Source organism: Oceanobacillus sp. FSL W7-1281 (genome assembly GCF_037969835.1).
Taxonomy (GTDB): Bacteria; Bacillota; Bacilli; order Bacillales; family Amphibacillaceae; genus Oceanobacillus; species Oceanobacillus oncorhynchi.
In genome coordinates, this window is record NZ_CP150214.1 from 4,577,676 (window position 1) to 4,600,072 (window position 22,397).

Genomic DNA, 22,397 nt, shown 5'->3' on the forward strand with positions numbered 1-22,397 from the left:
TCTTTTCGCTTTCGTTTATTTTTAATATTCCCTTATGAAAATGCAAATAAACGACGAAGCATCTTGCTTCCGCCGAGAGTTATCAGACTTACAGTTTTTTATACTATTCCTTATTAAAAATGTAACCATTCTATCTGTTAGATAATTAATTTGTGTTATAATAGTTGCATCAATAAGCTGGCTTCACATGGGGGTTATGGTAGCACTTGTCGTCCTGTCGGTAGTCTTTATTAGGAGACTTCCTAGGGAGGGAGGTGTTTGCCTATGGATTTAGAAAGCGTGTTAACGCTAATGATATCTTTTGGGATGTTAATAGCGTTCATCATGTCTGATAAAGACCATAAAAAATAATCCCTCATGCCTTGTCGTAGGAAAGTGAGGGATTATTTTTCCCGCTACCTAGCCCCTCTTGATGGGGTTCAGTCTATTGTGACCGTTTCATGTACCAGCATGGAACGGTCTTTTAATTATATGTCTTTCTACTGATAGTATACCCTATTTACATATTTAAAAACAAGTCATTTCTACCTGAATAACCTTATTACTATGGAAGCGAAATAAATTCAGTTCTTCGGGTTAAAATGAATCTATCGCTCAAAGTTAGACGTGATTATCCTTATATTTATCTTCCAACACCCAACGCTTCCTTCGCCATCTGCTCATATTCCTTCACACCAGAAACAATCGCAAACTCCGCAATCGCTACAGCATACGCAGCATCCAGCTCTATGATATGCTCCTTCATTCTTGGCCAGTAAATACCTCCAGCTTCTTTATAATAATGAAGAAGCTTCTCCAGCGCTTCTTCTCCAAATGCTTTATATTGGAACACAAAATCATTGGAAACATCCGTTACTTTCGCTTCTGTCCAGTCAATTAAACCAATAACCCGTGAATCGTTATCGATCATCATATGCCCGGCATGCATATCACCATGCATCAACCCTGTTTGTTTTGGCCATAATTCATCATTATTCAACCAGTCCTGCCAGCGGTTCCAAAGGGCATCAGCCACGCCAAAATGTTTCTTTACCTTTTCCATTCGTTCTTTCATAGAGGCCTTTGCTTCCTTTGCCGTTTGGACAGGAATTCCAGCTTTTTCTGCGTCTTTTACAGGAACTGTGTGTAAAGATGCTAAAACCGCTCCCTGGCTCTGATGAAAAGCTTCAGGTATGTTTTCAATATCCATTTCCCAGACATAGTTTTGAATTTCTGGATCAATCGTGCCTGCTGGAACCCCGCTCAGCTTTTTATAGGCGATTACATCCTCTTCATAAATGGACCAGACAGGAACCTGAAAGGATACATGCTGATGAACGAACGCTAACACTTTCCCTTCATCCACTGTTCTTCCCATCACATCGTCGCGTCTCGGTATTCTTAAGACCCATTCTGCTCCATCCGAATCCTCCGCAAAAGCAGCGTGAAAATCCAATCCGGATTCATTAAAGCGGATAGAATCCTCTTTCAAATCTAATCCATATTTATTAGCTAATTCTGATACCGTTTGTTTATCCAAATCTGCCACATCCTTCTTTTTATTCTGCTTTATACATGCTAATCAGTGAAGGATACTCTTAAGTCTAAAAAAAGCAGGGGCAGACAGATTCCACCCCTACGCTTACTTTTCACCGTATAGGGATTCTAAAAAAAGATAGACCAATCCTTCATCTGGGCACATATCGTGTCTCGAGTCTGAAGCGTCTGCATTAGCGATGCAAAGATTGGTTATCGATCAAAAGAATCCCTCCTCCCTATTAATTACATTTATCCTAGCATAACGATGGTTGATTCGCCACAACATGTTTTACGCCTACACGGCAAAAGCGAGCTGCCATAACTTCCATGGACAGCCCGCTTACCAATTAAATAATTTTATCAATCAAACCGTATTCTTTTGCCTCTTCTGCACTTAAGAAATAATCTCTTTCCGTATCCGTCTCCACCTTCTCCACAGGCTGGCCGGAATGCTCCGCAATAATATGATTCAATTTTTCCCGGAGCTTGATAATCCGCTTCGCTGAAATATCAATTTCGGTTGCTTGCCCGCGTGCTCCTCCAAGTGGCTGATGAAGCATGATTTCACTGTTTGGAAGTGCAAAACGTTTCCCTTTCGTTCCAGACAGCAATAGCAATGCCCCCATTGAAGCAGCTAAACCTGTGCAGATTGTACGAACATCCGGTTTTATAAACTGCATCGTATCAAAAATAGCAAAACCAGCAGAAGTAGAGCCTCCAGGACTGTTGATATACACAGAAATATCCTTTTCCGCATCCTCTGCAGCTAAAAATAACAGCTGTGCAACAATACTGTTTGCCATCTGGTCATTCACTTCATCACTGATCATAATAATCCGGTCCTTTAACAGTCTGGAAAAAATATCATAAGACCGCTCACCACGGCCTGACTGTTCAATAACATATGGAACTGTATTCATATACATCCTCCCTGTAAACGCGTGGATTATGGCAGTTTATGCTGCCATCGAGAGAGCGCAAGAAGAAGGGCGATATGTTTGATGACGCAATTTATGTGCCGAATAACCCGACATAAAGATTTCTGGAATCAGCTCCATTAATTTAGCCGGGTCATTTGCTTGGATAACGTAAACAACCACTTGAACAAAGCTTTCCGTCACATTCTCATAAGGAATTTCATCAACTGAAAACAAAGCTTCTTCCTCTTTCATGTTCTGTACCTGTTTTCTAGCCCTGTTCAACATCGCCTTTACTGCTGTATCAGACATACCACAGTTCTCAGCGATTTCATTGATTTGATACTGAAATACATCCTTCAACAAAAACACCATACATTGTTTCACTGTCATGAAAGAAAGCAGTTTTGTCACCAACGCCTCAATTTCCTCATAATGACTTTCTTGTTCTGGTTTCTCTTTCACGATATGCTCTATTTCAGCTGTCTTCCTTCGCTTTGTATCAATCCAGGCATGATAAGCTATTTTCTTCAGCAACGTAACATTCCAGGAACCCGGGTCTCCATAGCTTATCAGTGCTTTCTTCAAGCTTTCCTGCACTAATTCTTCACCGTCCCATTTGTTTTGAGACAGGAAAAAGCAGTAATGGGAAAGCTGGCGATACATCGTGTGAAAGATTATTTCTTCTTCATTTTGATTTGTGCTAGGCCTAGCGCACATGCCACTCACTCCTTTTACGCTTCTCAATAATATAAACGATTTCATACTGTAAAAAGATATGGGGATTTAAATTTTTTTCTTCTCTAACTAATCTTATTTTATATTTTTGTGATGAAATGTAAAACTTCATTCTATTTCCCATAAAAAAACCTTTGACATTCTTATCATATTGAGGTAAGTTACTAATACACGAACATTAAACAAAGAAAACAATTTAACATTCGTATTTTGATTAACCATATAAAGTTGGAAATATGGTCCAAAAGTTTCTACCAAACTACCGTAAATGGTTTGACTATGGAAAATCACAAATGATCAGTCGGATAAGAATTATCTTTTTCATCTAATAGGTAGCTGTTGCTGATAAAATAATATATGTTTTTCATTCTTTTTTCAGCATATGTAACGTAGCTTCTCGAGAAAACTGCCGAAGTGCGTGTCCTAACCTGTTTACGTTGGTCTTTTTTGTGTTTTTCATATGCCAAGCCGGAACGCTAGTAGAAGAAACTTACTAGCGTTTTTTTATTTGCACCGGCGCTGATTTGGCAGTACATCTAAGGAGGAAAACACACTATGGAAAAAGCACCTCAAAAAACAACAATCATAGGACATCTCAAGGAAAATTACCGGCTCTATGCGATTGCATTTGGTATTGTCCTTATTGCCGAACTTATCGGGACAATCCAATTTAATGTCGGTTCAGCATTAATCGTGCTTTATCCCATGTTATTCGCCATTATTATCAGTATTCTATTCGGAAAAGATGTACTCAAATTCCTTAAAAAGAAAGAAGCAAAAAAAGCATCGCAGCTCGTTCTTGTTGCCATCTCCCCATTCATGGCAAAAATCGGCGTTATGGCAGGTTCTAACCTTCCTGAGCTTGTTAACGTTGGCCCGGCACTCGTTTTTCAGGAATTCGGAACCATTGGAACGATGTTATTTGCTCTTCCGATTGCGCTGCTCCTTGGTCTTAAAAGAGAATCCATCGGCGCAACCAGCTCTACCAACCGCGATAAGGATTATGGGCTGATTTGCAGTAAGTATGGTGCAAACTCTCCCGAAGCCCGCGGCTCTCTTTCTATCTATATTATTGGATTTTTGATTGGTACAACCTATCTCGGTTTATTAGCAAGCATTGTTGCATCCTTTGATTTCTTCCACCCGTTAGCCCTGGCAATGGCGAGCGGTGTCGGCAGCGGTGTGATGATGGCCGCCGCCTCCAGTACGCTGGCGACCATTTATCCGGCCTATGCGGATCAAATCATCATGCTGGCCGGCATGAGCGATATGCTATCAGCAATTACCGGAATTTACTTTACACTGTTTATTTCATTGCCGCTTGTCAACAAAATGTATGGCTGGTTAGAGCCTAAAATTGGACGTCGAAATAAAAATCACAGCCCTAAAACATCTGTAGAAAGCAGGATTTCACAATGAATATGAGCATGAAAGACTGGACGATTTCCCTTTTATTCACATCCGTCCTGACAACGATTATTGCGAACTTTTTTCAAAATGATATTTCCATTTTAGAGTCCATTCCTGGTGTATTGATTTTATCCAGCATTGCATTTATCGGTATATTCATCGCCAAGCTCATTCCTTTAAAAATACCTGCCGTGGTGTATGTTGCTTTAACTGGTTTACTGTTAGCCAGCCCGATTTCACCGATTTCGGACCCGATTATTTACTATACCTCTTTAATTTCTTTTACAGCACCCATCACTGTTGTGGGTACACTGGCTGGAATTGGACTTGATTTTAAAGCATTTATGAGTCAAAGCTGGAAAATGGTCATTATCGCCGTATTTGTATTTACTGGAACTTTCCTGCTTCAAGCAGTCTTTGCACAGGTATTTTTAACCGTTACAAACGCTTTTTAATCTTAAAGAAAACTTAACAAACCTATTTACACTTATACTAACCTAACCATGTTGAGAAGGCTGTTCACACAGTCTTTTTCAACGTGTCCTAAAGGAGAAATAACAATGCATGCAGATATACTGATTAAAAACTGTTCTATGTTAACCCCAGATTTTGAAGTAATTCACGAGCAACATATCGTTATCAAGGATCAAAAGATTATTGCTATCGAAAAAGAACTTACACAAACCTATGATGCGAAAGAAACCATAGACGGAAAAGGTAAACTTGTCATGCCAGGTTTGATTGATGCACATACGCATACAAATCAACAGCTTCTGCGGGGCAGAATTTCAGATGAATATCCAATGATTTGGACACGTATCATGGTTCCATTTGAAAGTAACCTCCGGGAAGAAGATGTAGCAATCAGCGCAGAACTGAGCTGCTTAGAAATGCTGAAGGCTGGTACGACAGGCTTTGTTGATGCAGGCGGAAGCTATATGCACAAGGTGGCAGAAGCTGTGGAAGCCTCCGGATTACGCGGTGTGCTTACCTGCTCTACAATGGATACAGGCGCCGCCATTCCTGAATCGATGAAAACAACGATGGAACATAATATTCAAAGAAATACGGACCTGTTTGATGCTTATCATGGAAAAGCAGATGGACGAATCCACGTGTGGTACTCTTTACGATCGCTTATTACCTGTACACCTGAATTAATTCAGAAGGTCTATGAAACAGCAAATGCAGCCGGAACGGGCATGCAGACACATATGAATGAATATCCAAATGAAATCAGCTACTGCTTAGAAAACTTTCAAATGCGTCCATATGAATATTTAGAATCACTAGGCGTGCTGGACGAAAATTTCTTAGGCGCTCACAGTATCCTCTTATCCGAGAATGAGATGGAACTTATTCAGAAATACGATAGCAAGGTAGCTCACAGCCCTATCAGTAATGCAGGAAAAGGATTTACCAAGTCTCCAAGTCTTATGCAAAAGGGTGTAAGCATTGGCTTAGGAACAGACGGCTCTGCCCACTCCGGATTGAGCTTATTCGATCAAATGAAGGTTTTCAAATCCCTCATGCGCGCCTTTTGGGGCGTTCCGATTTTTGATCCCGTTGTGATGCCATCTAAAAATATTCTGGAGATGGCGACACTTGGCGGCGCAAAAGCCATGCTGCAGGAGGAACAGTTTGGAAGCATCGAAGTTGGCAAGAAGGCAGATATGATTTTAATCAATACCGATCAGCCGCATATCGAACCGACCCACCAGCTGACAAATACATTAATTGAATCTGCGAACAGCAATGACGTTGCAGATGTGATTGTAAATGGGCGTATTTTAATGAAAAATAGAGAAGTGCTTTCACTGGACGAAGAAAGAATTAAATATGAAAGTAAAAAAGCTATGGACGATCTCATCGTTCGTGCTAAAATTTAGATATTGTACCAAAGCATACGAGCGGTTTAACAGCGTCATGTTGAAGCGCTCTTCTCCTTGTTTGTATGAGGAGCTCCCTCCCACATTCAAGAAGATAAAGTTATTAGAGAGTTGAGGTCACTTCCATGTTAACGTTTTTTATTGTATTTATAGCAAATTTAATTATCGGCGTATTAGTAGGCCTCTCCGGCGTTTCCGGTTTCCTGCTGCCAATTATTTATGTCGGTTTGTTAGGTCTTCCCGTATATGACTCCCTGGCGCTCAGCTTTCTGGCATTTCTCATCGCAGGCGTTATCGGGGCCTATTCCTATTGGAAGCTGAAATATATGGATTTCAAATTAGCACTTTATTTGAGCATCGGCAGCCTCCCTGGGGCCTTCCTCGGTGTACAAATCAATGTACTTATTTCCGAAACGCTGGCGAAGCTGCTGCTTTACTTGTTTGTCTTATGCGCCGGCCTTTCCATTATCCTTAAGAAAAACAAAGCTGCCTCTGACAACGAAGCAGACGACAGCAAATCACTTATTTTACGGCAGCCGGTATGGGTTATACTGCTTGGGATTCTGACCGCAGCCATTTGCGCTTTAACAGGTGCAGGCGGTCCCATTTTAGTTGTACCATTGCTTGCTAGCCTTGGTGTAAATATCCGGACAGCAGTCGGCGTGGGGTTGTTAAACTCTGTTATCATCGCTCTTCCGTCTATATTTGGCTATTTTACGTATGCAAGCATCGACAATATGCATTTATTTATTATCTTTAGTCTGATTGGAACAACGATTGGTATCTTAGCCGGGTCCCGCCTTACCAACAAGGTTCCTGTGGACCAGTTAAAAATCTTTATTGCTGTGATTACCATTATTTCTTCTGTTTATATGCTTGGCAGTTTAGCATTTGGAGGCTGAAAAAGCGTACCTCGCGGAGGTTCGCTTTTTTTATATTTCAAAATAAAATTAGTCGGGTTGCTTGCAACACCAATAGGGCATTCCTTGTCTCTAAGGAGGCATAATCTCGGGGATACCTTACCAGAGAAGCCATGCAAGGGAAGAAATTAAAGAGATGATGTTTGGGGACTTTGATTGGGTAGAAGAAGGGACCTTTGGTGAGGGGGTCCCTTCTTCTATATATTTAAAGACGGGGAGACATTTCTTCTGTTTACTACTTTTATTATCTCTTATCCCAATTTCATTCTTTTCAAACCATGCATCACGCTACTATTCTCTTTTCCAAAATAATCATGCACATCCAGATAGTATTGGTAAAGTTCTTCATAAAGCTGCACGTTTTCTGGAATTGGCGTAAACACTTCTTCTTTTACTTTCGCCATTTTTTCAGCAGCTTCGAAAATGGTATCATAGCCGCCCTTCTCCCCTCCGGCTGCAACACTCGCATACATCGCCGCTCCAAGCGCAGTAGTTTGACTGGAATCTGGTATTTTAATTTCTCTATTGATTACATCCGCATAGATTTGCATTAGTAATCTATTTCTTTGCGGCAATCCGCCGCTTGCAAAAATTTCATTTACTTCAATACCGGCGTGAAGATACCCTTCAATAATTCTCTTTGTTCCAAAGGCAGTAGATTCCAATAAGGACCGGTATATTTCTTCTGGTTTGGTGGCTAGTGTCAAACCGACAATTATCCCAGATAAATGAGCATCAACCAAAACAGAACGATTTCCATTCCACCAATCCAAAGCTATCAGACCGGATTGTCCCGGCTTATACATTGACGCTTTTTCCTCCAATAATGCATGTACATTCGTTCCTTTTTCCTTTGCCTCTTGTAAAATATAGCTTGGAACTGCATGATCCACATACCAGGCAAATGAATCTCCTACAGCTACCTGCCCTGTCTCATAACTAACGTAACCTGGAATAATCCCGTCTTCTACAATCCCGCATACGCCTTCGATTTTCTCTTCTTTATCAGCAATCAACATATGACAAGTAGACGTACCCATTGCCATCACAAACTGTCCAGGATGCACCGCACCAACTGCAGCTACGCCGGCATGCGCATCAATAATTCCTACGGCAACAGAAGTTCCCGGGAGGAGACCGATTTTCTCTGCCATTCCTTCTGCCAGTGCTCCTGCTTTTCCCCCAATGGATTGAACTTTCCCCCGCATTTTTGTTTCTAAAACACCTTCCAATCTAGCATCTAACATGCTAAAAAAGGATGCTTCCGGAAAACCATTTTTCTTGCTCCAGAACCCTTTATAACCACAGGTATTACTGCTTCGCATTAGTTTTCCTGTTAATTTAGAAGTAATCCAATCGCATGCTTCCATAAATAAATCTGTTTTTTCATAGATTTCAGGAGCCTCTTTAACAATTTGCAATATTTTAGGAAACATCCATTCCGAAGAAATTTTTCCGCCATATAAGCTTAAGAAATCTTCATCTTGCTCTTTCGCAAGCTGTGTTATTTCATCTGCTTCTTTTTGCGCCGCATGATGCTTCCATAACTTCACCCAGCTATGCGGGTTACTTTCCCACTCCTGTTGAAAGCATAACGGCTCCCCTGCTTGATCTAATGGTAAGATAGTAGATGATGTAAAATCTATCCCTACCCCAATAATATCTCTTTTTTCAATCTGAGCCTTTTCAATTACTTGCGGTATAGATTGATAGAGCACATCTAAATAATCTCCAGGATGCTGCAATGCCCAGTCCGGCGGAAGCATTTTCCCATTTGGCAGACTTTCATCTAAAACACCATGTTTATAATGCGTAACATGTGTGGCAATCTCTTCTCCGTTCTGTACATCCACTAAGAGAACTCTGCCTGATTCTGTCCCAAAATCAACACCGATGGTATATTTTCGTGACAAGCCTTTCCCCTCCTTCATCGCTGCATTCGTAAGCTCAAAATGGTTTATCATTACTTATATAAAGGTCCATAAGTTTGACAAGCGCGATAATCGGCTCCCGTAAAGTCTCCACTCCCAAACGCACCCCAAACACTAGGGCGGAAAATACGACTTTCATCTACATTATGCATCGAAACCGGAATCCGAAGCATCGAAGCTAACGTAATGAAATCATCACCAATATGCCCATAACTTACCGCACAGTGATTGGAGCCCCAATTGTACATCACGGAATAAACATCCTTAAATGCGCCTTCTCCTGTCAGCTTCGGAACAAACCAGGTCGTCGGCCAGGTAGAATCTGTTCTTTTATCCAATGTATCATGCACATCTTGTTCCAGCTCTACACTATATCCTTCCGCAACTTGCAGAACAGGTCCAAGCCCATCAATGATATTGATTCGTGCAATTGTTACAGGCATGCCGCCTTTAGTTGTGTAATCCGTCGAAAAGCCCCCTCCTGGGAAGAAATCAACGGCTTGGCACCATTTTGTTGCATCCAGACATTTATTCACCTCTTCTTCTGAGATTTCCCAAAATGGTTTCATGGCAGGTGTACCATCTTTTTCTTGCTGTCCTGTTCCGTCCAAAGCTGCTGGTCCAGAGTTCAGCAAATGAATAATTCCATTTGATGCTGCTCCTGTTAATTCTTTTCCCGTTACACGTTTAACAGCTTCGGGACTCCAATAGGTGCGAACATCCGCAAATATTTGTGCTGCGTTTGTCAGCATATGCCCAAACAGCATCGTAATTCCATTTAATGTATCATTTTCCGTTGCCACCATAAATGGCTCTCTTATTCCATTCCAATCGAAGGACGAATTTAAAATTGCCTCCATAAAGTCACCAGTTGGCATAAAATCTGTCCATGCCCGCTGTCCTTGGAAACCGGCAGCGATCGCATTATGTCCTAACGCTGCTTCTCCATAGCCCTTTTCAGCTAGTTTTGGATTGCCAATCATAAGGTCTCTTGCAATAAGTGCCATTTTGACAACGGTTTTCCAATCCTTCTCTTTTTGTTCTTCCGTTCGCTGCGCCTCTGGTAAATTCGTATTTTCTCCTTCTTGACAATTTTCCCGTACCCACGTATAAGCTAACTCAAATTCTTCTTCATCATAGATTTCATTTTGTAGTCTTCTTATGATTTCACTCATATCTACGTATTCATTTCGCATTCCTAGATATTTCTGGAAAAAGTCTTCGATGACGACACTGCTTGCTATCCCCATTGATACCGAACCGATGGAAAGATATGATTTATCCCGAATCGTTGTGACTGCAAGTGCAGCTTTGGAAAACTGTAATAATTTCGTTTGTACATCTTCAGGAACGGAAGAATCACTCATCTCTTGTACATCTCGGCCATAAATGTTGAATACTGGCAAGCCCTTTTGATTATGCGCAGAAGACGCAGCCGCTAAATAGACAGCTCCCGGTCTTTCCGTACCATTAAATCCCCATATTGCTTTAATCGTATGAGGGTCTTGATCCATTGTCTCTGTTGGATAACACCAGGAGGGAGAGACAGTAATCGTTACAGCAACTCCCTCTTTCTTAAACTTTTCTTGTGCTTGGGCTGCTTCCACAACACCGCCAATGGTCGTATATGCAATGACACATTCTAGTGGAGAGCCATCTGGATAGCGTAACTGCTCCTTTAGCAGACTTGCCACACTTGTTGCCATTTTCATCGTAACCTCTTCTAAGGATTCTCGAATTCCTCCTTGCCGACCATCAATGACAGGACGAATCCCGATTTTAGGAAATTCTCCAACCCACCTTTTTCCGGTGTTTTTAGAAAGATTGTCTTTGTTTGTTAACATGTTCATTCCTCCCGTTTTATTATTTGTTTTGAATTTTAACTACATCAAGATAAATACCCATTTTGATTAAATTCGAATTTAACAGGATCTCCAACAACTTGAATTCCTTCTAATTGTTCTATTTCTGGTAATAATGCTCTTGAAACAAAAAACGTTTCTAACAATAATGTATTTTTAATTCGAACTACTTTTAATTTTTCTAAATTAGGTTGATTACTAGTTTGACAAGCTATTTCTAAGGCTTGTTGATCCGACTCAGCAACCAAAGGGATTTTTACACCTCTTAAATCCGTTGAGGTAATACAATTTAAGTACATGCTGGTAAAATCGATTTTCTGTAAGCATTTTTGCGTTGTAATATCTGCCAAACCAATTCCCGTTGCATTCCCATACGATTCAGCAGTAATATCACCTACAATAATTTTATTTATTTTAGGCTCTACAATCCCTACTTTTCTCCCTACAATATTTGTATCTAAACCTGATCCACTAATGTTTTTACCTATTTCATCAATATATAGAACATCCAAATCAGCAAACGGAAGAGAAGGCATAAACTCTTTTGCTTTTTTACACAATAAGGGCTCCCTTTCAGAAATCTCTTCTGCCGGTAATATCTCAACATCTACTACATCATGATAGGCATTTTCTAATATAGCTGCTCCTAAGACTATTGGAGTGTTTTCAATCAATAACTGTGCTGCTTCAGGAATCACTTCATGGAAATTATAGAAGCCCAGTTGATGCAATAACGAAGCTCCTTTATGTTTTCCGAGACCTATAGTAACCATTTTCGACAAGCCGCTTTCAACTGGACCATTAAAATCAGTATGTGCTTTAATCCTGTTTATCACAACGATCGCATCAGCTCTATAAGCATGTTTATCAAAATGCAAAGTAACATCTTTTTTATATTTACAAACTCCTACTGTTTCCATTGAAGAAACAACTGGCACACCCATTGTTCGTTCACATATTCCGAAGCTTTCAAGAACACGTGCCTGCCCTTCAGCTGTTGCACCACCATGGCTCCCCATTGCTGGAACAATGAATGGTTTTCCACCAACCTTTATTATTTCTTCAATCACAACCGATACAATCTTTTTTAGTTGAGCAATACCTCTGCTTCCAACAGCAATAGCCACAGAAGAACCTAATTTTACTTTTGATTGAATCAACTCTTCTTCAAATTGAGTTTGAATCCTTTCCTCTATATTCTCTAACTTATAGCTTTTAAATAATTGAGTAACTGGATACATTTCAGGCAATGCTACCTTTTTTACATTAAGTTGAGTTTCCAAATTATTAAACATTTGAGTCCTCCAAAATAGCATATTTTCTTAAGCGCTATATTTAAAAATGAAAAGACCGTAAGCACTTCTAATTATGTGTAGCACTGCTCCAGTCTTATTATTTCATTAAATTCCCTTTTCCCACTATTACCGAAGCTTCGTCTGAATGATTTGCTAAATAAATTTTTTTTACTCAGATTGTTGCTCAGAAAGAAAACTGTTGACTTCTTCTTTTGTTGGCATTCCTAACTGAGCTCCTCTCTTTAATACAGATAGCGCAGCAGCAGCATTACTAAATCGACATGCCTCTTCAATATTATTAGTCTTAGTCATCATATAAGTGAATGCACTATTAAAGGTGTCACCTGCACCTGTTGTATCGATTGGCTTAACTGTAAATGCAGATACTATTTGCGGCTTTTCATTCTCAAAAAAAACAGCTCCAACTTCTCCTTTAGTTATAATTAATTTAGATTGATAGTCATTTTCAAAAGATCTTTTATATCCTTTAATGAGTTCATATTCATGTTGATTTGGAGTTAAATATGTTACTTTATCTAAAAGAGAATCTGACAGTTTTTCAAATGGAGCTGGATTTAACACGATTGGAATACCATGCTTCTCACAAATCATAGCCGCTTCTTCAACGGTACTTATCGGAACCTCAAATTGTGTTAATACAATATCGCTTTGTTTAATAATTTTCTCATATTCACGAATATAAGCTGGCGTAACCTTTTCATTGGCTCCAGAGACAACTGCAATACTATTGTCATTTTCAGCTATCGTAATCACTGCTACACCAGTAGAAATTCCCGCTGTTACTCCTACTGCTTCCACCTGAACATTTTCTTTCTCCAGATTGCTTTTCAATTCATGCCCAAAAGCATCATCGCCTACCATGCCAATCATATTTACAGTTGCTCCTAATCTGGCTAAGGCTATCGCTTGATTCGCCCCTTTACCTCCAGGCAGGGTATCAAATGATTCCCCTTTAACCGTTTCACCACGATTCGGTTTTCTGTCAACCGAAACAACTAAATCCATATTAATACTTCCAATTACAGTAATAATTGGTTCTTGTCTCACGCTACTCACTCCTCATATCTATTCTTTAATGAGCCTCAATAAGTATATTAATTTAATAGATTATCAGGTGTTGTCTCTTGAAAAACACTTATAATAGCTTGAGCCGTCATTAAGCCTACGGAATGATATACTTCATAAGATTCTGCAGCTGTGTGTGGCGTAGTGATAATATTATCGAAATGAAACAGTGGATTATCACGAGTGATTGGTTCTTTTTCATAAACATCAATTGCTGCAGCCCCTAATTTTCCTGTTTCCAGTGCTTCATACAACGCTTTTTCATCTACAAGGGCACCCCGAGATGTATTAACAAAATAGGAACCTTGCTTCATTTGATTGAATCTTTCCTTATTCATAAAATGTTGTGTCTCTGGCAAGTTCGGAAGATGCATACTAACAATATCACTGGCTTGTAATATTTCCTCATATGAAGTAAAGTGAACATCATATCTAGCAGCAATCTCTTTATTAGGGAACTTATCATAGGCCAATAATTCCGCATCAAAGCCATATAATTTTTTTGCTACACTTTGCGCAATGTTTCCAAACCCTAGTAAACCAACTTTTTTACCTTTTAATTCTGTACCTACAAAACGCTCCCAATGCCCTTGTCTGGTCGAGGCGTGTAAATTTACAGTATTACGTAAACTACTTAAAATAAGATTTACCGTTAATTCCGCAACCGCATTCGAGTTAAGTCTCGGTGCATTCGTAACCTGAATTCCATACTCTTTTGCCTGGTCCAAATTGATATTATCAACACCTACTCCAAACCTTGAAATAACTTTCAAGTTAGGCGCAAACTTAAATATAGACTCGTCCCATGTATCAACTCCTGCCACAACTGCATCGATATCACCAATAATTTCTTTTAACTCACCAAATTTCATCGGTCTGTCATGCGGGTTTTCAATAATTTCAAAATTATTTTTTTCTAATAATTGTTTGGCTTCTGCACACAATTGAGAATAATTGGTAGCAGTAACTAAAACTTTTTTTTGCTGACTCATCTTAATTTCCTCCAAATTCATTTTCAGGGTAGAAATACGTTAATCTGAGGCAAGAATGTAACAACCATTAAAGCTAACACCATTAATACGAACATTGGAGCGGCAGCTTTACTCACCTCCCATATTGAAAGCCTAGAGATACCTACTCCTACAAATAATGTTCCGCCAATTGGAGGGGTTATCAAAGCGATAGCTAAATTCACAACCATGATAATGCCAAAATGAACTGGATCTACTCCAATCTCTACAGCAACTGGTAAAAGGATAGGCGTCAATATAATGATGGAAGCAATAACATCCATGAATGTGCCTATAAATAATAGAAATAAATTAATGATTATTAAAAGGATAATAGGATTATCAGAAATACTAGTAATCGCATTTGCCACCATAGTTGGAATACTTTCTATCGATAATATCCTTCCGAAAAATGTCGCTGTTCCCGTAATGATTAAAATAATCGCTGTTGTTAACGCTGAATTGCTGAATACACTAAATAAGTCTTTAAGTTTCAACTCTTTATATACGAAAACGCCAACAATTAAACCATAAACGGTTGCTACAACTGCAGCCTCAGTCGGTGTAAAAATCCCGCCATAGATACCACCAAGAATAATAACCGGCATTGCTAATGACCAAGAAGCACCAATGAATTCCTTACCAACATATTTCCAAGAAAACTTTTGGTTATCTTTCTGATATCCGTGTATTTTCGCGTAAAAATAACTATAAAATATAAGTAAAGCTCCTACTAACAAACCTGGAATAATACCAGATAAGAATAAACTTCCAATAGAAGCAGATGCCGAAATCCCATAAATAACCATGGGTATACTTGGCGGTATGATAACGCCTATTGTACCTGCACAAACAATCAATGCAGTTGCAAATTTTTTATCATAACCTTGTTGAACCATTAACGGAATAACCATACCGCCAATTGCCGCTACGGTTGCAGGACCAGAACCAGAAATAGCTGCAAAAAATATACAGGTTATAACAGTTGCTATAGCCAGCCCACCTGTGATGTTTCCGACAAAAATTTTCGCGAAACCAAATAAGCGTTTTGAAATACCGCCTCGTCCCATGACTTCTCCAGCAAGAATGTAAAACGGAATAGCCATTAAGGGAAAGGAATCGGCAGATGTGACTAATCCTTGCACTAAATATTCTGGTGAAACTGCTCCACTGTAAAAAATAGTTACCAGACAAGCCAAGCCCAGAGCAAAACCGATTGGAACTCTCACAATCATAAATAATATAAATGAGCCAAACAAAATTAATGTCATCACAAGCTGCTCCCCCCTTCTATGTCCTCTTCTTTTAGTTTGAGTGTCCCCCAATTTTTTATAATATAAAAAGTATTTTGTAATAACCTTATTAAAGTTAAAACCATTCCTATAGGTACGGATAGATACACATATACCATGTCAATGCGCATCGCAGCACTAGTTTGCCCATAAGTCATTAATTGTTCAATTAAAAAATAACTATAGTAAATCACAAATAATGCAAAGATACCCACTAAAATATTGGAAATTAATAAGAATATCTTCTTAACTAAATCTGGAACTAAATCATATACAATATCCAAAGTAATATGTCTAGATTTTTTTACAGCATAGGCAATTCCAATATAAATAAGCCATATAAAACAATACCTTGCAAGTTCTTCCGACCATGCTAGCGAATTGTTCAAAAAATATCGCATAAACATTTGTAAACTAATTGCAGATAGAGATATAACTAGAAGCATAACTACAATCCACTCTTCTATATGTTCATTCAATTTTCGTATGATGTTCATATTAATACCTCCTAGAGGTCCTTAAAATTATAATCGTTTATAATATCCCACTTGCTCAGAATAATTTTCTAAACAAATTCTGCTATTGAAAACAAGTGCATGTTTAAAAATAAGCTGGTGTTTTTCTTATATTAATAACTTCTAAAGTCGGTTTTTCGTCCTGAGCTAGTTGGGATAATTATTTCACAGTTTAAATAACGTTTCTGTATTAATCTTTTACTTACGAGTATTAAGGAACGTTTCTACAACATCTTCGCCAATTTCATCTTTAAACATTTCATAAACAGGCTCCGTCAGCTCCTGCATTTCTTGCAGTTGTTCATCAGAAAATTCATATATCTCCATTCCTTCATCAATTAATGCTTCTTTTGCCTCGATTTCTTCTTCTTGTGCCAATTCACGGTTATATTCAGTAGCTGCAACAATTGCATCAGAAATAACTTCTTGCAGATCACTTGGTAATTCGTCATAGAAATCTTTATTTGTAATCATTACATTGGGAGCATAAACGTGTTTTGTTTCTGTTAGGTAGTTTTGAACTTCAAAGAATTTATTAGCATAAATTAAACCATATGGATTTTCCTGCCCATCTATTGTTCCTTGTTGTAAAGCCGTATATAATTCACCTAATGCCATTGGTGTTGGGTTGGCACCCAGTAATTTCCATGCTTCGATGTGTGTTTGATTTTCCATTGTTCTTAAAGATAAACCTTGTATATCTTCAATTGATTCAACAGGTTGTACATTGTTTGTCAGGTTTCTGAATCCGTTTTCAAAATAACCCAATCCCTTAAAACCATGTTCTTCTAAGTTATCCAAAATCATTTGTCCAGGTTCTCCATCTAAAGCTTCATATGCTGTCTCGCGGTCAGTAAACAAATATGGCATATCCAGAATAACAACTGAACTATCAAAACCGCCTAATGCTGCCGGTGAAGGTCCAGCTAAATGAACTTGTCCCATCTGCATTGCCTCGATAATTTCCCTGTCTTCTCCTAATTCTCCTGCAACATTCAATTCAACTTGTAATCTGCCATCAGACTTTTCTTCAAGTTCCTCTTTTAAAAAATTATATGTTTTTGTGAGTGAATGGTCAGGACCAACTGAGCCACCGGCAATTCTAAATGTTATTGGATCGTCTTCACTATTTGCTGATTCACTATTTGCATTTGATGAATCATTATTTCCACACGCAGCAATAATTGATAATAATAAGATTAATGTCACTCCTAATAATAGTTTTTTCACAATTAAAACCTCTTTTCTTTTATTTTTTAACTATTGACACTTAATTCTTTATCTAAATCCTGTAAAGCTGCTTTTAATTTCTCAATTTCATCTAACTCTATATCTAGATGTGGCTTTTTCATTACTCCAACATCCAAACCTCGTATTTTTAATGCTTCTTTAAAGTAAGACATATTACTTCCATTTTTTAGTATATTACAATATTTAGTAGCTATCTCCTGATATTTTCTAGCTTTTTCCATATCCCCTTCTTGATATGCATTATAAATGGCTACAAAGGGTTCAGGATAAACTCCAGAAACACCTGATACTGTACCAGTACAGCCTAATGCTAAAGCAGGTAAAAATAGATGATCTGGTCCGAATACAACATCAAAATTATCATTATTAACGTTTAAATATTGACTTGTTAAAGTAAAATCAGGATAACTAAACTTAATACCAATAATATTTTTACACTGAGCAACAATCCTTCTTGTTACTTCGATTCCCAGTTCATTGGATGCACATTGCGGAATACTGTATAAATAAATAGGAAAATTTTCTGGCAAACTATTAGCAATACGCACATAAAAATTCTCCATTTCTCTATCATTCACACCGAAATAAATAGGTGTAACAACCCCAATACCATCAGCACCAATCTCGTGTGCATGCCATGCTAGTTCCAAAATGTTTTCAACATGAACATCACCTACATGAATATACACAGTTACTCTATTATTAGCTGTTTTAACGACCGTTTCAGCGATTGCTTTTCTCTCTTCAACGGTTAATTTAATCATTTCCCCAGTTGTCCCTAACGGGTATAAACAATGTACACCTTTTTCAATTAGATATTCTGTTAATTGAGCTACTTTCTCTAGATTAACTCTCCCATTTTCATCAAATGGAGTTACCATTGCTGTTGTTACACCATATAATTTTTTCATTTACAATCTCCTTCTATTCCCATTATTCTTAAAGCGCTTTCTATTTATCTTGTAGTAAAATCACCTCCTTAAATTATTTAGCATTTTTGCTAAAACGTTTTAGCAAAAGGTAAAAAAATAATTGCTAAAACGTTATAGCTAGTAAAAAGGTAGTCAGTTATTAACTGACTTATAGATTAACAGCTTTGCCGTTCAATAATCTCTGTTTTAAATTGCAAAGAAACAGGAGATTCAATTTGATGATTTATGGTATCCATGAGCTGATGAACACAAGCTATCGCCATTTCTTCTACAGGTAGATGAACTGTCGTTAATGAAGGATATGTATAAGGTGCTTGTTCATTATTATCATGTCCAATAATTTCTATATCCTCTGGAACACGTAACCCAAACTCGTTACAAGCAGACAAAGCGCCTATTGCCATAGGGTCACTTAAGAAGAAAAGAGCAGTCGGCAATTCACCTGATTGTTTTATTAATTCTCGCATCGTTTTATAGCCGCCATCTTCGGAAAAATCTCCTGACAACGTATGCGTGTTCTTTAAGTTATATTCTGTTATACCGTTTAAAAAACCTTCTTGGCGCAACTCAATAGCTTGTGAAGAAATATTAGGAATAACAATACCTACTTCTTTATGGCCTTTATCAGCTAGATAGCTTGCTACCATATTTCCTGTCAGCTTTCCGTCAACTGTAACAGAACTATACTTTTTAGTTTCACGTAAATATACCACCAGAGGAACCTTCAGTTTATTATTTTCTAGAAAATCCATATCCTCATTCGAAGCATTTGTTATAATAGCTCCATTAAACCTTGTACCTGTATATAAGCTGTCTACTTCATGCAGTTTTCCATTTTCATAAGGTTGAATTAAAAGTTCAAATAATCCATCTCTGTATAAAGATAAGTTCTGTATCCCTTGTAAAAAACGACTGACTAAAGAAGCTCTGGCATCTAAGGTCCACAAGAGAGTAATTATTGGTATGTTTTTCTCACCCTCGTTCCTAAGTCTTCTTGCTGATATACTTGGAAGATACCCCATCTCTCTTGCTACCTCTAATACTCTTTTTTGCGTGGAAGCTGAGATTCTCATTTTATCTGCTTTTCCATTTAAGATAAAAGAGACAGTTCCTGATGAAACTCCTGCTTTTTCCGCGATTTCTCGAATTGTAGCCATTCTTGTCTCCCTAAATTACTTAATGTTTGCTAAAACGTTATAGCATGTTATTATAATAGAACGTTTTCATTTGTTTGTCAATGAGTTATTTTTAATTTTATTTAGAGCACATAACTATATAAGTTGAATTAATAAATCTATCTTTTGTGCGTAACATAATAAATCATTTATTTTATGATTAAACACTATCGCTATCGGAAAAATAATACGCAGACTCCTATGGAAAAATGTAATTGTCTTCGTGGAGACAATCAATCGCTGTCTTAGTAAGAAGGCGCTCGTAGAAAAAGGGAACTTTTTCGAGGAGACTGAGCTCAAGCTTATGAAAAGCATATTGTTTTTCTGGAGCGAATGCTAGATGACAAAACCTCTATTTCAACTTATATAGCAATGTAATAATAATCTATTTGACAAACTGTTCATAAACTTTTCCTGCTTGAAAAAGAATATCCTCTCTATAATAGCCCGCAATCATCTGAAATCCCACTGACAAACCATCTTCTTTCATTCCAGACGGCAGCGTCAATGCAGGATGTCCCGTAAAATTAAACGGCGAAGTATACCGAACCATAAAATCTCCAATGTTTTCATCTTCCCCCCCTTTAAACACTATTTCTTCATCAATATACGGAGGTAAAATTGGCATTGTCGGGGTTATCATAATATCAACTTCCTTTAGAACGCTCTCCATTTTTCTCTTCCATTCTTTCCTTGTCTTTAGGGCATTTAGATAGTCGATTGCAAGAATCTCATTTCCTCTTTTAAAAGTTTGTATCAGCTCTTCACTGTACTGATCTTTATAAATTTTATATTTATCATTATGTATAACCGTCATTTCCGAGGTTCCTATTGTTCTGGACAACCTTACCATATCATCATTCAGAAAGGATACATCAACCTTTTTAATCTGTGCTCCCAACTGTTTCAAATTCTTTATGACCAATTCTATCATGGAATCCGTAAATCTATCATTATATTCATTAAAATAAACGTTAGGAAGCCCAATTTTTATATTTTTTAGTCCGTTTTCATAATCAAATGGGCGGTATTTTGTATCAATCGTATTTTCTATTAGGTATTTTGCATCTTCTATATTGTTCGCAATGGCTCCAATATGATCTAATGTCCAAGAAAGAGCTGTAACACCCTTCATTGCTATTAAACCAGAGGTAGGTTTGATTCCTACAACTCCACAACATGCTGCTGGTATCCGTACTGAACCAGAGGTATCTGTCCCAATAGATCCAACACATAAACCTGCAGCTACCGATACAGCAGACCCGCTGCTGGATCCCCCTGCAATTCTTTTTTTATTTAAAGGATTAAGCACATCCCCAAAGTGTTTATTTTTAGAAGTGACATCTGCTGCATATTCAGACATGTTATTTTTCCCTAATGTAATACAACCCGTCGCTTCCAATGTATCTACTATCTCAGCATTGCTTTTAGCAATATTTGTAGCGTCAATTTTTGAGCCATTTGTTGTAGGAAACTCCAAAATATCGATTGCGTCTTTAAATGAAATAGGAATACCGTACAAACGCATTTTTTCCTTATTTGCCTGAAGAGCTTCTATTTTATTAGCCTGTTCAAGCGCTCTTTCTTCCATTAGAGTAATATAAGAATGAAGGTTTGAATCCTTTTCTTTAATTTTTTGTATGTATTCCTTGATAACTTCAACAGGAGTATATTTACGCTTTTGATATCCATCTAACAGGTCGTTTATCGTAAATCCCATAGAAAATCCCTCTTTTCCGAAACACAAATATTTTACATTATTAATCGTTCATTTGTATCTCCCATAAAACAAGAAAAAGCACATCTCCTAATTATTAATTACTTTTGTAAATGAAGTTAGAAACATTCGCTTTAAGTGGAGATGTACTTCCCATTTAATATATTCACTTAGTTTTTAGAATTGGATGCTACTTCTTTCAAAGCTTCCATTATTACCTTATTTATCACAACAGCAACATAGCTGGCGCCTTGATCAAAAGCTTTTGCTGCTGAAGTCGAGTCAGATGCTACCAATCCCATTTTTATATCATGTCGTTTTGCTTTTTCAAACATACTCGATATGACGTTCTGTACCTCTGGATGATTAGGATTGTCATAGCCTAAATTTACAGCTAAATCTGTTGAACCTATAAAAGCTACATCAATTTCATTTATAGTGATGATTTCTTCAAAGTTTTCTACAGCTTCTTTTGTTTCAATGTGTACAGAAATAAGATTATTCTTGTTTGCCTGATCTAAATAATCCCTTCCATTCAGTACTCCATATTGCGCTGCTGGAATTGAATAGGCAACGCCACGCATTCCAATTGGCGGGTATTTCGCTTTAGAAACAACTTCTTTCGCCTGGTCCGAATTACTAATCATCGGCACTTGGATACCTTCTGCACCATTATCCAAAGCTTTTTGTATAGATGATGGGTCATAGGAGGTACGTACAACCGGTGACATATTGGCTTGTTTTGCAGTTCGTATCATCTCTGTAATTTCGGATTGACTGAATGCTCCATGTTCATTATCAATAACAACAAAGTCATATCCATTAAATCCAAGCATTTCAACAAGTGAAGGATTATATGAATTTACAAATCCACCTAATGCTTTTTCATTATTAAAAATTTTTTCTTTCACGTTTTTTGTCATACAGTTCAAATACTCC

The 22,397-nt window shown here is 37.9% G+C and carries 19 protein-coding genes and 1 riboswitch; of the genes, 4 read left to right on the forward strand and 15 right to left on the reverse strand.

All coding sequences use genetic code 11. The annotated features are described in order from the left end of the window. Window positions 1-622: 622 nt before the first annotated feature. The 3 genes from MKX55_RS22090 to MKX55_RS22100 form a co-directional block, all read right to left on the reverse strand. Window positions 623-1,519, reverse strand: a complete 897-nt coding sequence (locus tag MKX55_RS22090) for a macrolide 2'-phosphotransferase (protein ID WP_339235027.1) — start codon at window positions 1,517-1,519, stop codon at window positions 623-625. A gap of 346 nt (window positions 1,520-1,865) precedes the next feature. Further along, window positions 1,866-2,438, reverse strand: a complete 573-nt coding sequence (clpP, locus tag MKX55_RS22095; RefSeq protein ID WP_339235029.1) for an ATP-dependent Clp endopeptidase proteolytic subunit ClpP — start codon at window positions 2,436-2,438, stop codon at window positions 1,866-1,868. A gap of 36 nt (window positions 2,439-2,474) precedes the next feature. Beyond that, complete coding sequence (locus tag MKX55_RS22100; RefSeq protein ID WP_339235031.1) at window positions 2,475-3,155, reverse strand: sigma factor-like helix-turn-helix DNA-binding protein; 681 nt, start codon at window positions 3,153-3,155, stop codon at window positions 2,475-2,477. 216 nt (window positions 3,156-3,371) lie between these two features. Continuing rightward, a riboswitch (purine riboswitch) is annotated at window positions 3,372-3,473 on the forward strand. A gap of 255 nt (window positions 3,474-3,728) precedes the next feature. On the opposite strand from MKX55_RS22100, the gene MKX55_RS22105 reads away from it, so the two are divergent. The 4 genes from MKX55_RS22105 (at window position 3,729) to MKX55_RS22120 (ending at window position 7,374) form a co-directional block, all read left to right on the forward strand. Then, a complete protein-coding gene (locus MKX55_RS22105; protein WP_339180909.1) occupies window positions 3,729-4,592 on the forward strand; it encodes a DUF3100 domain-containing protein in 864 nt (287 codons plus the stop codon). Then, window positions 4,589-5,038, forward strand: a complete 450-nt coding sequence (locus MKX55_RS22110) for a hypothetical protein (protein WP_332094047.1) — start codon at window positions 4,589-4,591, stop codon at window positions 5,036-5,038. The genes MKX55_RS22105 and MKX55_RS22110 overlap by 4 nt, the downstream gene beginning before the upstream one ends. A gap of 105 nt (window positions 5,039-5,143) precedes the next feature. Further along, on the forward strand, window positions 5,144-6,472 hold the full coding sequence (locus MKX55_RS22115; protein ID WP_339180913.1) for an amidohydrolase: 1,329 nt from the start codon (window positions 5,144-5,146) through the stop codon (window positions 6,470-6,472). Between the two features lie 125 nt (window positions 6,473-6,597). Beyond that, a complete protein-coding gene (locus MKX55_RS22120) occupies window positions 6,598-7,374 on the forward strand; it encodes a sulfite exporter TauE/SafE family protein (RefSeq protein ID WP_339180916.1) in 777 nt (258 codons plus the stop codon). 269 nt (window positions 7,375-7,643) lie between these two features. On the opposite strand, the gene MKX55_RS22125 is transcribed toward MKX55_RS22120, so the two are convergent. The 12 genes from MKX55_RS22125 to MKX55_RS22180 form a co-directional block, all read right to left on the reverse strand. Beyond that, window positions 7,644-9,305, reverse strand: a complete 1,662-nt coding sequence (locus MKX55_RS22125) for a ribulokinase (RefSeq protein ID WP_339235034.1) — start codon at window positions 9,303-9,305, stop codon at window positions 7,644-7,646. Window positions 9,306-9,355: 50 nt separating this feature from the next. After that, window positions 9,356-11,167, reverse strand: coding sequence for an L-fucose isomerase (locus MKX55_RS22130; protein ID WP_339235036.1), 1,812 nt, complete (start codon window positions 11,165-11,167; stop codon window positions 9,356-9,358). Between the two features lie 44 nt (window positions 11,168-11,211). After that, window positions 11,212-12,480 carry a lactate racemase domain-containing protein gene (locus MKX55_RS22135; protein WP_339235038.1) on the reverse strand — a complete coding sequence of 423 codons (1,269 nt, stop codon included), beginning with the start codon at window positions 12,478-12,480 and terminating at the stop codon, window positions 11,212-11,214. A 168-nt stretch (window positions 12,481-12,648) separates the two neighbouring features. After that, complete coding sequence (gene rbsK, locus MKX55_RS22140; protein WP_339235040.1) at window positions 12,649-13,548, reverse strand: ribokinase; 900 nt, start codon at window positions 13,546-13,548, stop codon at window positions 12,649-12,651. Window positions 13,549-13,595: 47 nt separating this feature from the next. Beyond that, window positions 13,596-14,558 (reverse strand): phosphoglycerate dehydrogenase, encoded by a 963-nt coding sequence (locus MKX55_RS22145; RefSeq protein WP_339235042.1) that lies wholly within the window; start codon window positions 14,556-14,558, stop codon window positions 13,596-13,598. Window positions 14,559-14,581: 23 nt separating this feature from the next. Then, on the reverse strand, window positions 14,582-15,850 hold the full coding sequence (locus MKX55_RS22150) for a TRAP transporter large permease (RefSeq protein WP_339180929.1): 1,269 nt from the start codon (window positions 15,848-15,850) through the stop codon (window positions 14,582-14,584). Further along, window positions 15,847-16,365 (reverse strand): TRAP transporter small permease, encoded by a 519-nt coding sequence (locus MKX55_RS22155; protein WP_339235043.1) that lies wholly within the window; start codon window positions 16,363-16,365, stop codon window positions 15,847-15,849. Before MKX55_RS22155 ends, MKX55_RS22150 begins: the two co-directional genes overlap by 4 nt. A gap of 216 nt (window positions 16,366-16,581) precedes the next feature. Then, window positions 16,582-17,613 (reverse strand): TRAP transporter substrate-binding protein, encoded by a 1,032-nt coding sequence (locus MKX55_RS22160; RefSeq protein WP_339235044.1) that lies wholly within the window; start codon window positions 17,611-17,613, stop codon window positions 16,582-16,584. A gap of 26 nt (window positions 17,614-17,639) precedes the next feature. Then, the gene (locus tag MKX55_RS22165; RefSeq protein ID WP_339235045.1) at window positions 17,640-18,545 is read right to left on the reverse strand and encodes a dihydrodipicolinate synthase family protein; all 906 of its coding nucleotides are present in this window, start codon (window positions 18,543-18,545) and stop codon (window positions 17,640-17,642) included. Between the two features lie 176 nt (window positions 18,546-18,721). Continuing rightward, window positions 18,722-19,723: a LacI family DNA-binding transcriptional regulator gene (locus tag MKX55_RS22170; RefSeq protein ID WP_339180939.1), complete on the reverse strand. Its 1,002-nt coding sequence runs from the start codon at window positions 19,721-19,723 to the stop codon at window positions 18,722-18,724. Between the two features lie 403 nt (window positions 19,724-20,126). Next, window positions 20,127-21,461 (reverse strand): amidase, encoded by a 1,335-nt coding sequence (locus MKX55_RS22175; RefSeq protein ID WP_339180942.1) that lies wholly within the window; start codon window positions 21,459-21,461, stop codon window positions 20,127-20,129. Window positions 21,462-21,628: 167 nt separating this feature from the next. Continuing rightward, window positions 21,629-22,381 (reverse strand): aldolase/citrate lyase family protein, encoded by a 753-nt coding sequence (locus MKX55_RS22180; RefSeq protein WP_339235047.1) that lies wholly within the window; start codon window positions 22,379-22,381, stop codon window positions 21,629-21,631. Between the last annotated feature and the right edge of the window lie 16 nt (window positions 22,382-22,397).

Bases quoted from the DNA above. Each gene is read 5' to 3' on its own strand.
- MKX55_RS22130 (WP_339235036.1), bottom strand. From the start codon at position 11,167: ATGTTAACAAACAAAGACAATCTTTCTAAAAACACCGGAAAAAGGTGG.
- MKX55_RS22175 (WP_339180942.1), bottom strand. From the start codon at position 21,461: ATGGGATTTACGATAAACGACCTGTTAGATGGATATCAAAAGCGTAAA.
- MKX55_RS22105 (WP_339180909.1), top strand. From the start codon at position 3,729: ATGGAAAAAGCACCTCAAAAAACAACAATCATAGGACATCTCAAGGAA.
- MKX55_RS22135 (WP_339235038.1), bottom strand. From the start codon at position 12,480: ATGTTTAATAATTTGGAAACTCAACTTAATGTAAAAAAGGTAGCATTG.
- MKX55_RS22115 (WP_339180913.1), top strand. From the start codon at position 5,144: ATGCATGCAGATATACTGATTAAAAACTGTTCTATGTTAACCCCAGAT.
- MKX55_RS22110 (WP_332094047.1), top strand. From the start codon at position 4,589: ATGAATATGAGCATGAAAGACTGGACGATTTCCCTTTTATTCACATCC.
- MKX55_RS22145 (WP_339235042.1), bottom strand. From the start codon at position 14,558: ATGAGTCAGCAAAAAAAAGTTTTAGTTACTGCTACCAATTATTCTCAA.
- MKX55_RS22120 (WP_339180916.1), top strand. From the start codon at position 6,598: ATGTTAACGTTTTTTATTGTATTTATAGCAAATTTAATTATCGGCGTA.
- MKX55_RS22155 (WP_339235043.1), bottom strand. From the start codon at position 16,365: ATGAACATCATACGAAAATTGAATGAACATATAGAAGAGTGGATTGTA.
- clpP (WP_339235029.1), bottom strand. From the start codon at position 2,438: ATGAATACAGTTCCATATGTTATTGAACAGTCAGGCCGTGGTGAGCGG.
- MKX55_RS22165 (WP_339235045.1), bottom strand. From the start codon at position 18,545: ATGAAAAAATTATATGGTGTAACAACAGCAATGGTAACTCCATTTGAT.
- MKX55_RS22180 (WP_339235047.1), bottom strand. From the start codon at position 22,381: ATGACAAAAAACGTGAAAGAAAAAATTTTTAATAATGAAAAAGCATTA.
- MKX55_RS22170 (WP_339180939.1), bottom strand. From the start codon at position 19,723: ATGGCTACAATTCGAGAAATCGCGGAAAAAGCAGGAGTTTCATCAGGA.
- MKX55_RS22100 (WP_339235031.1), bottom strand. From the start codon at position 3,155: ATGTGCGCTAGGCCTAGCACAAATCAAAATGAAGAAGAAATAATCTTT.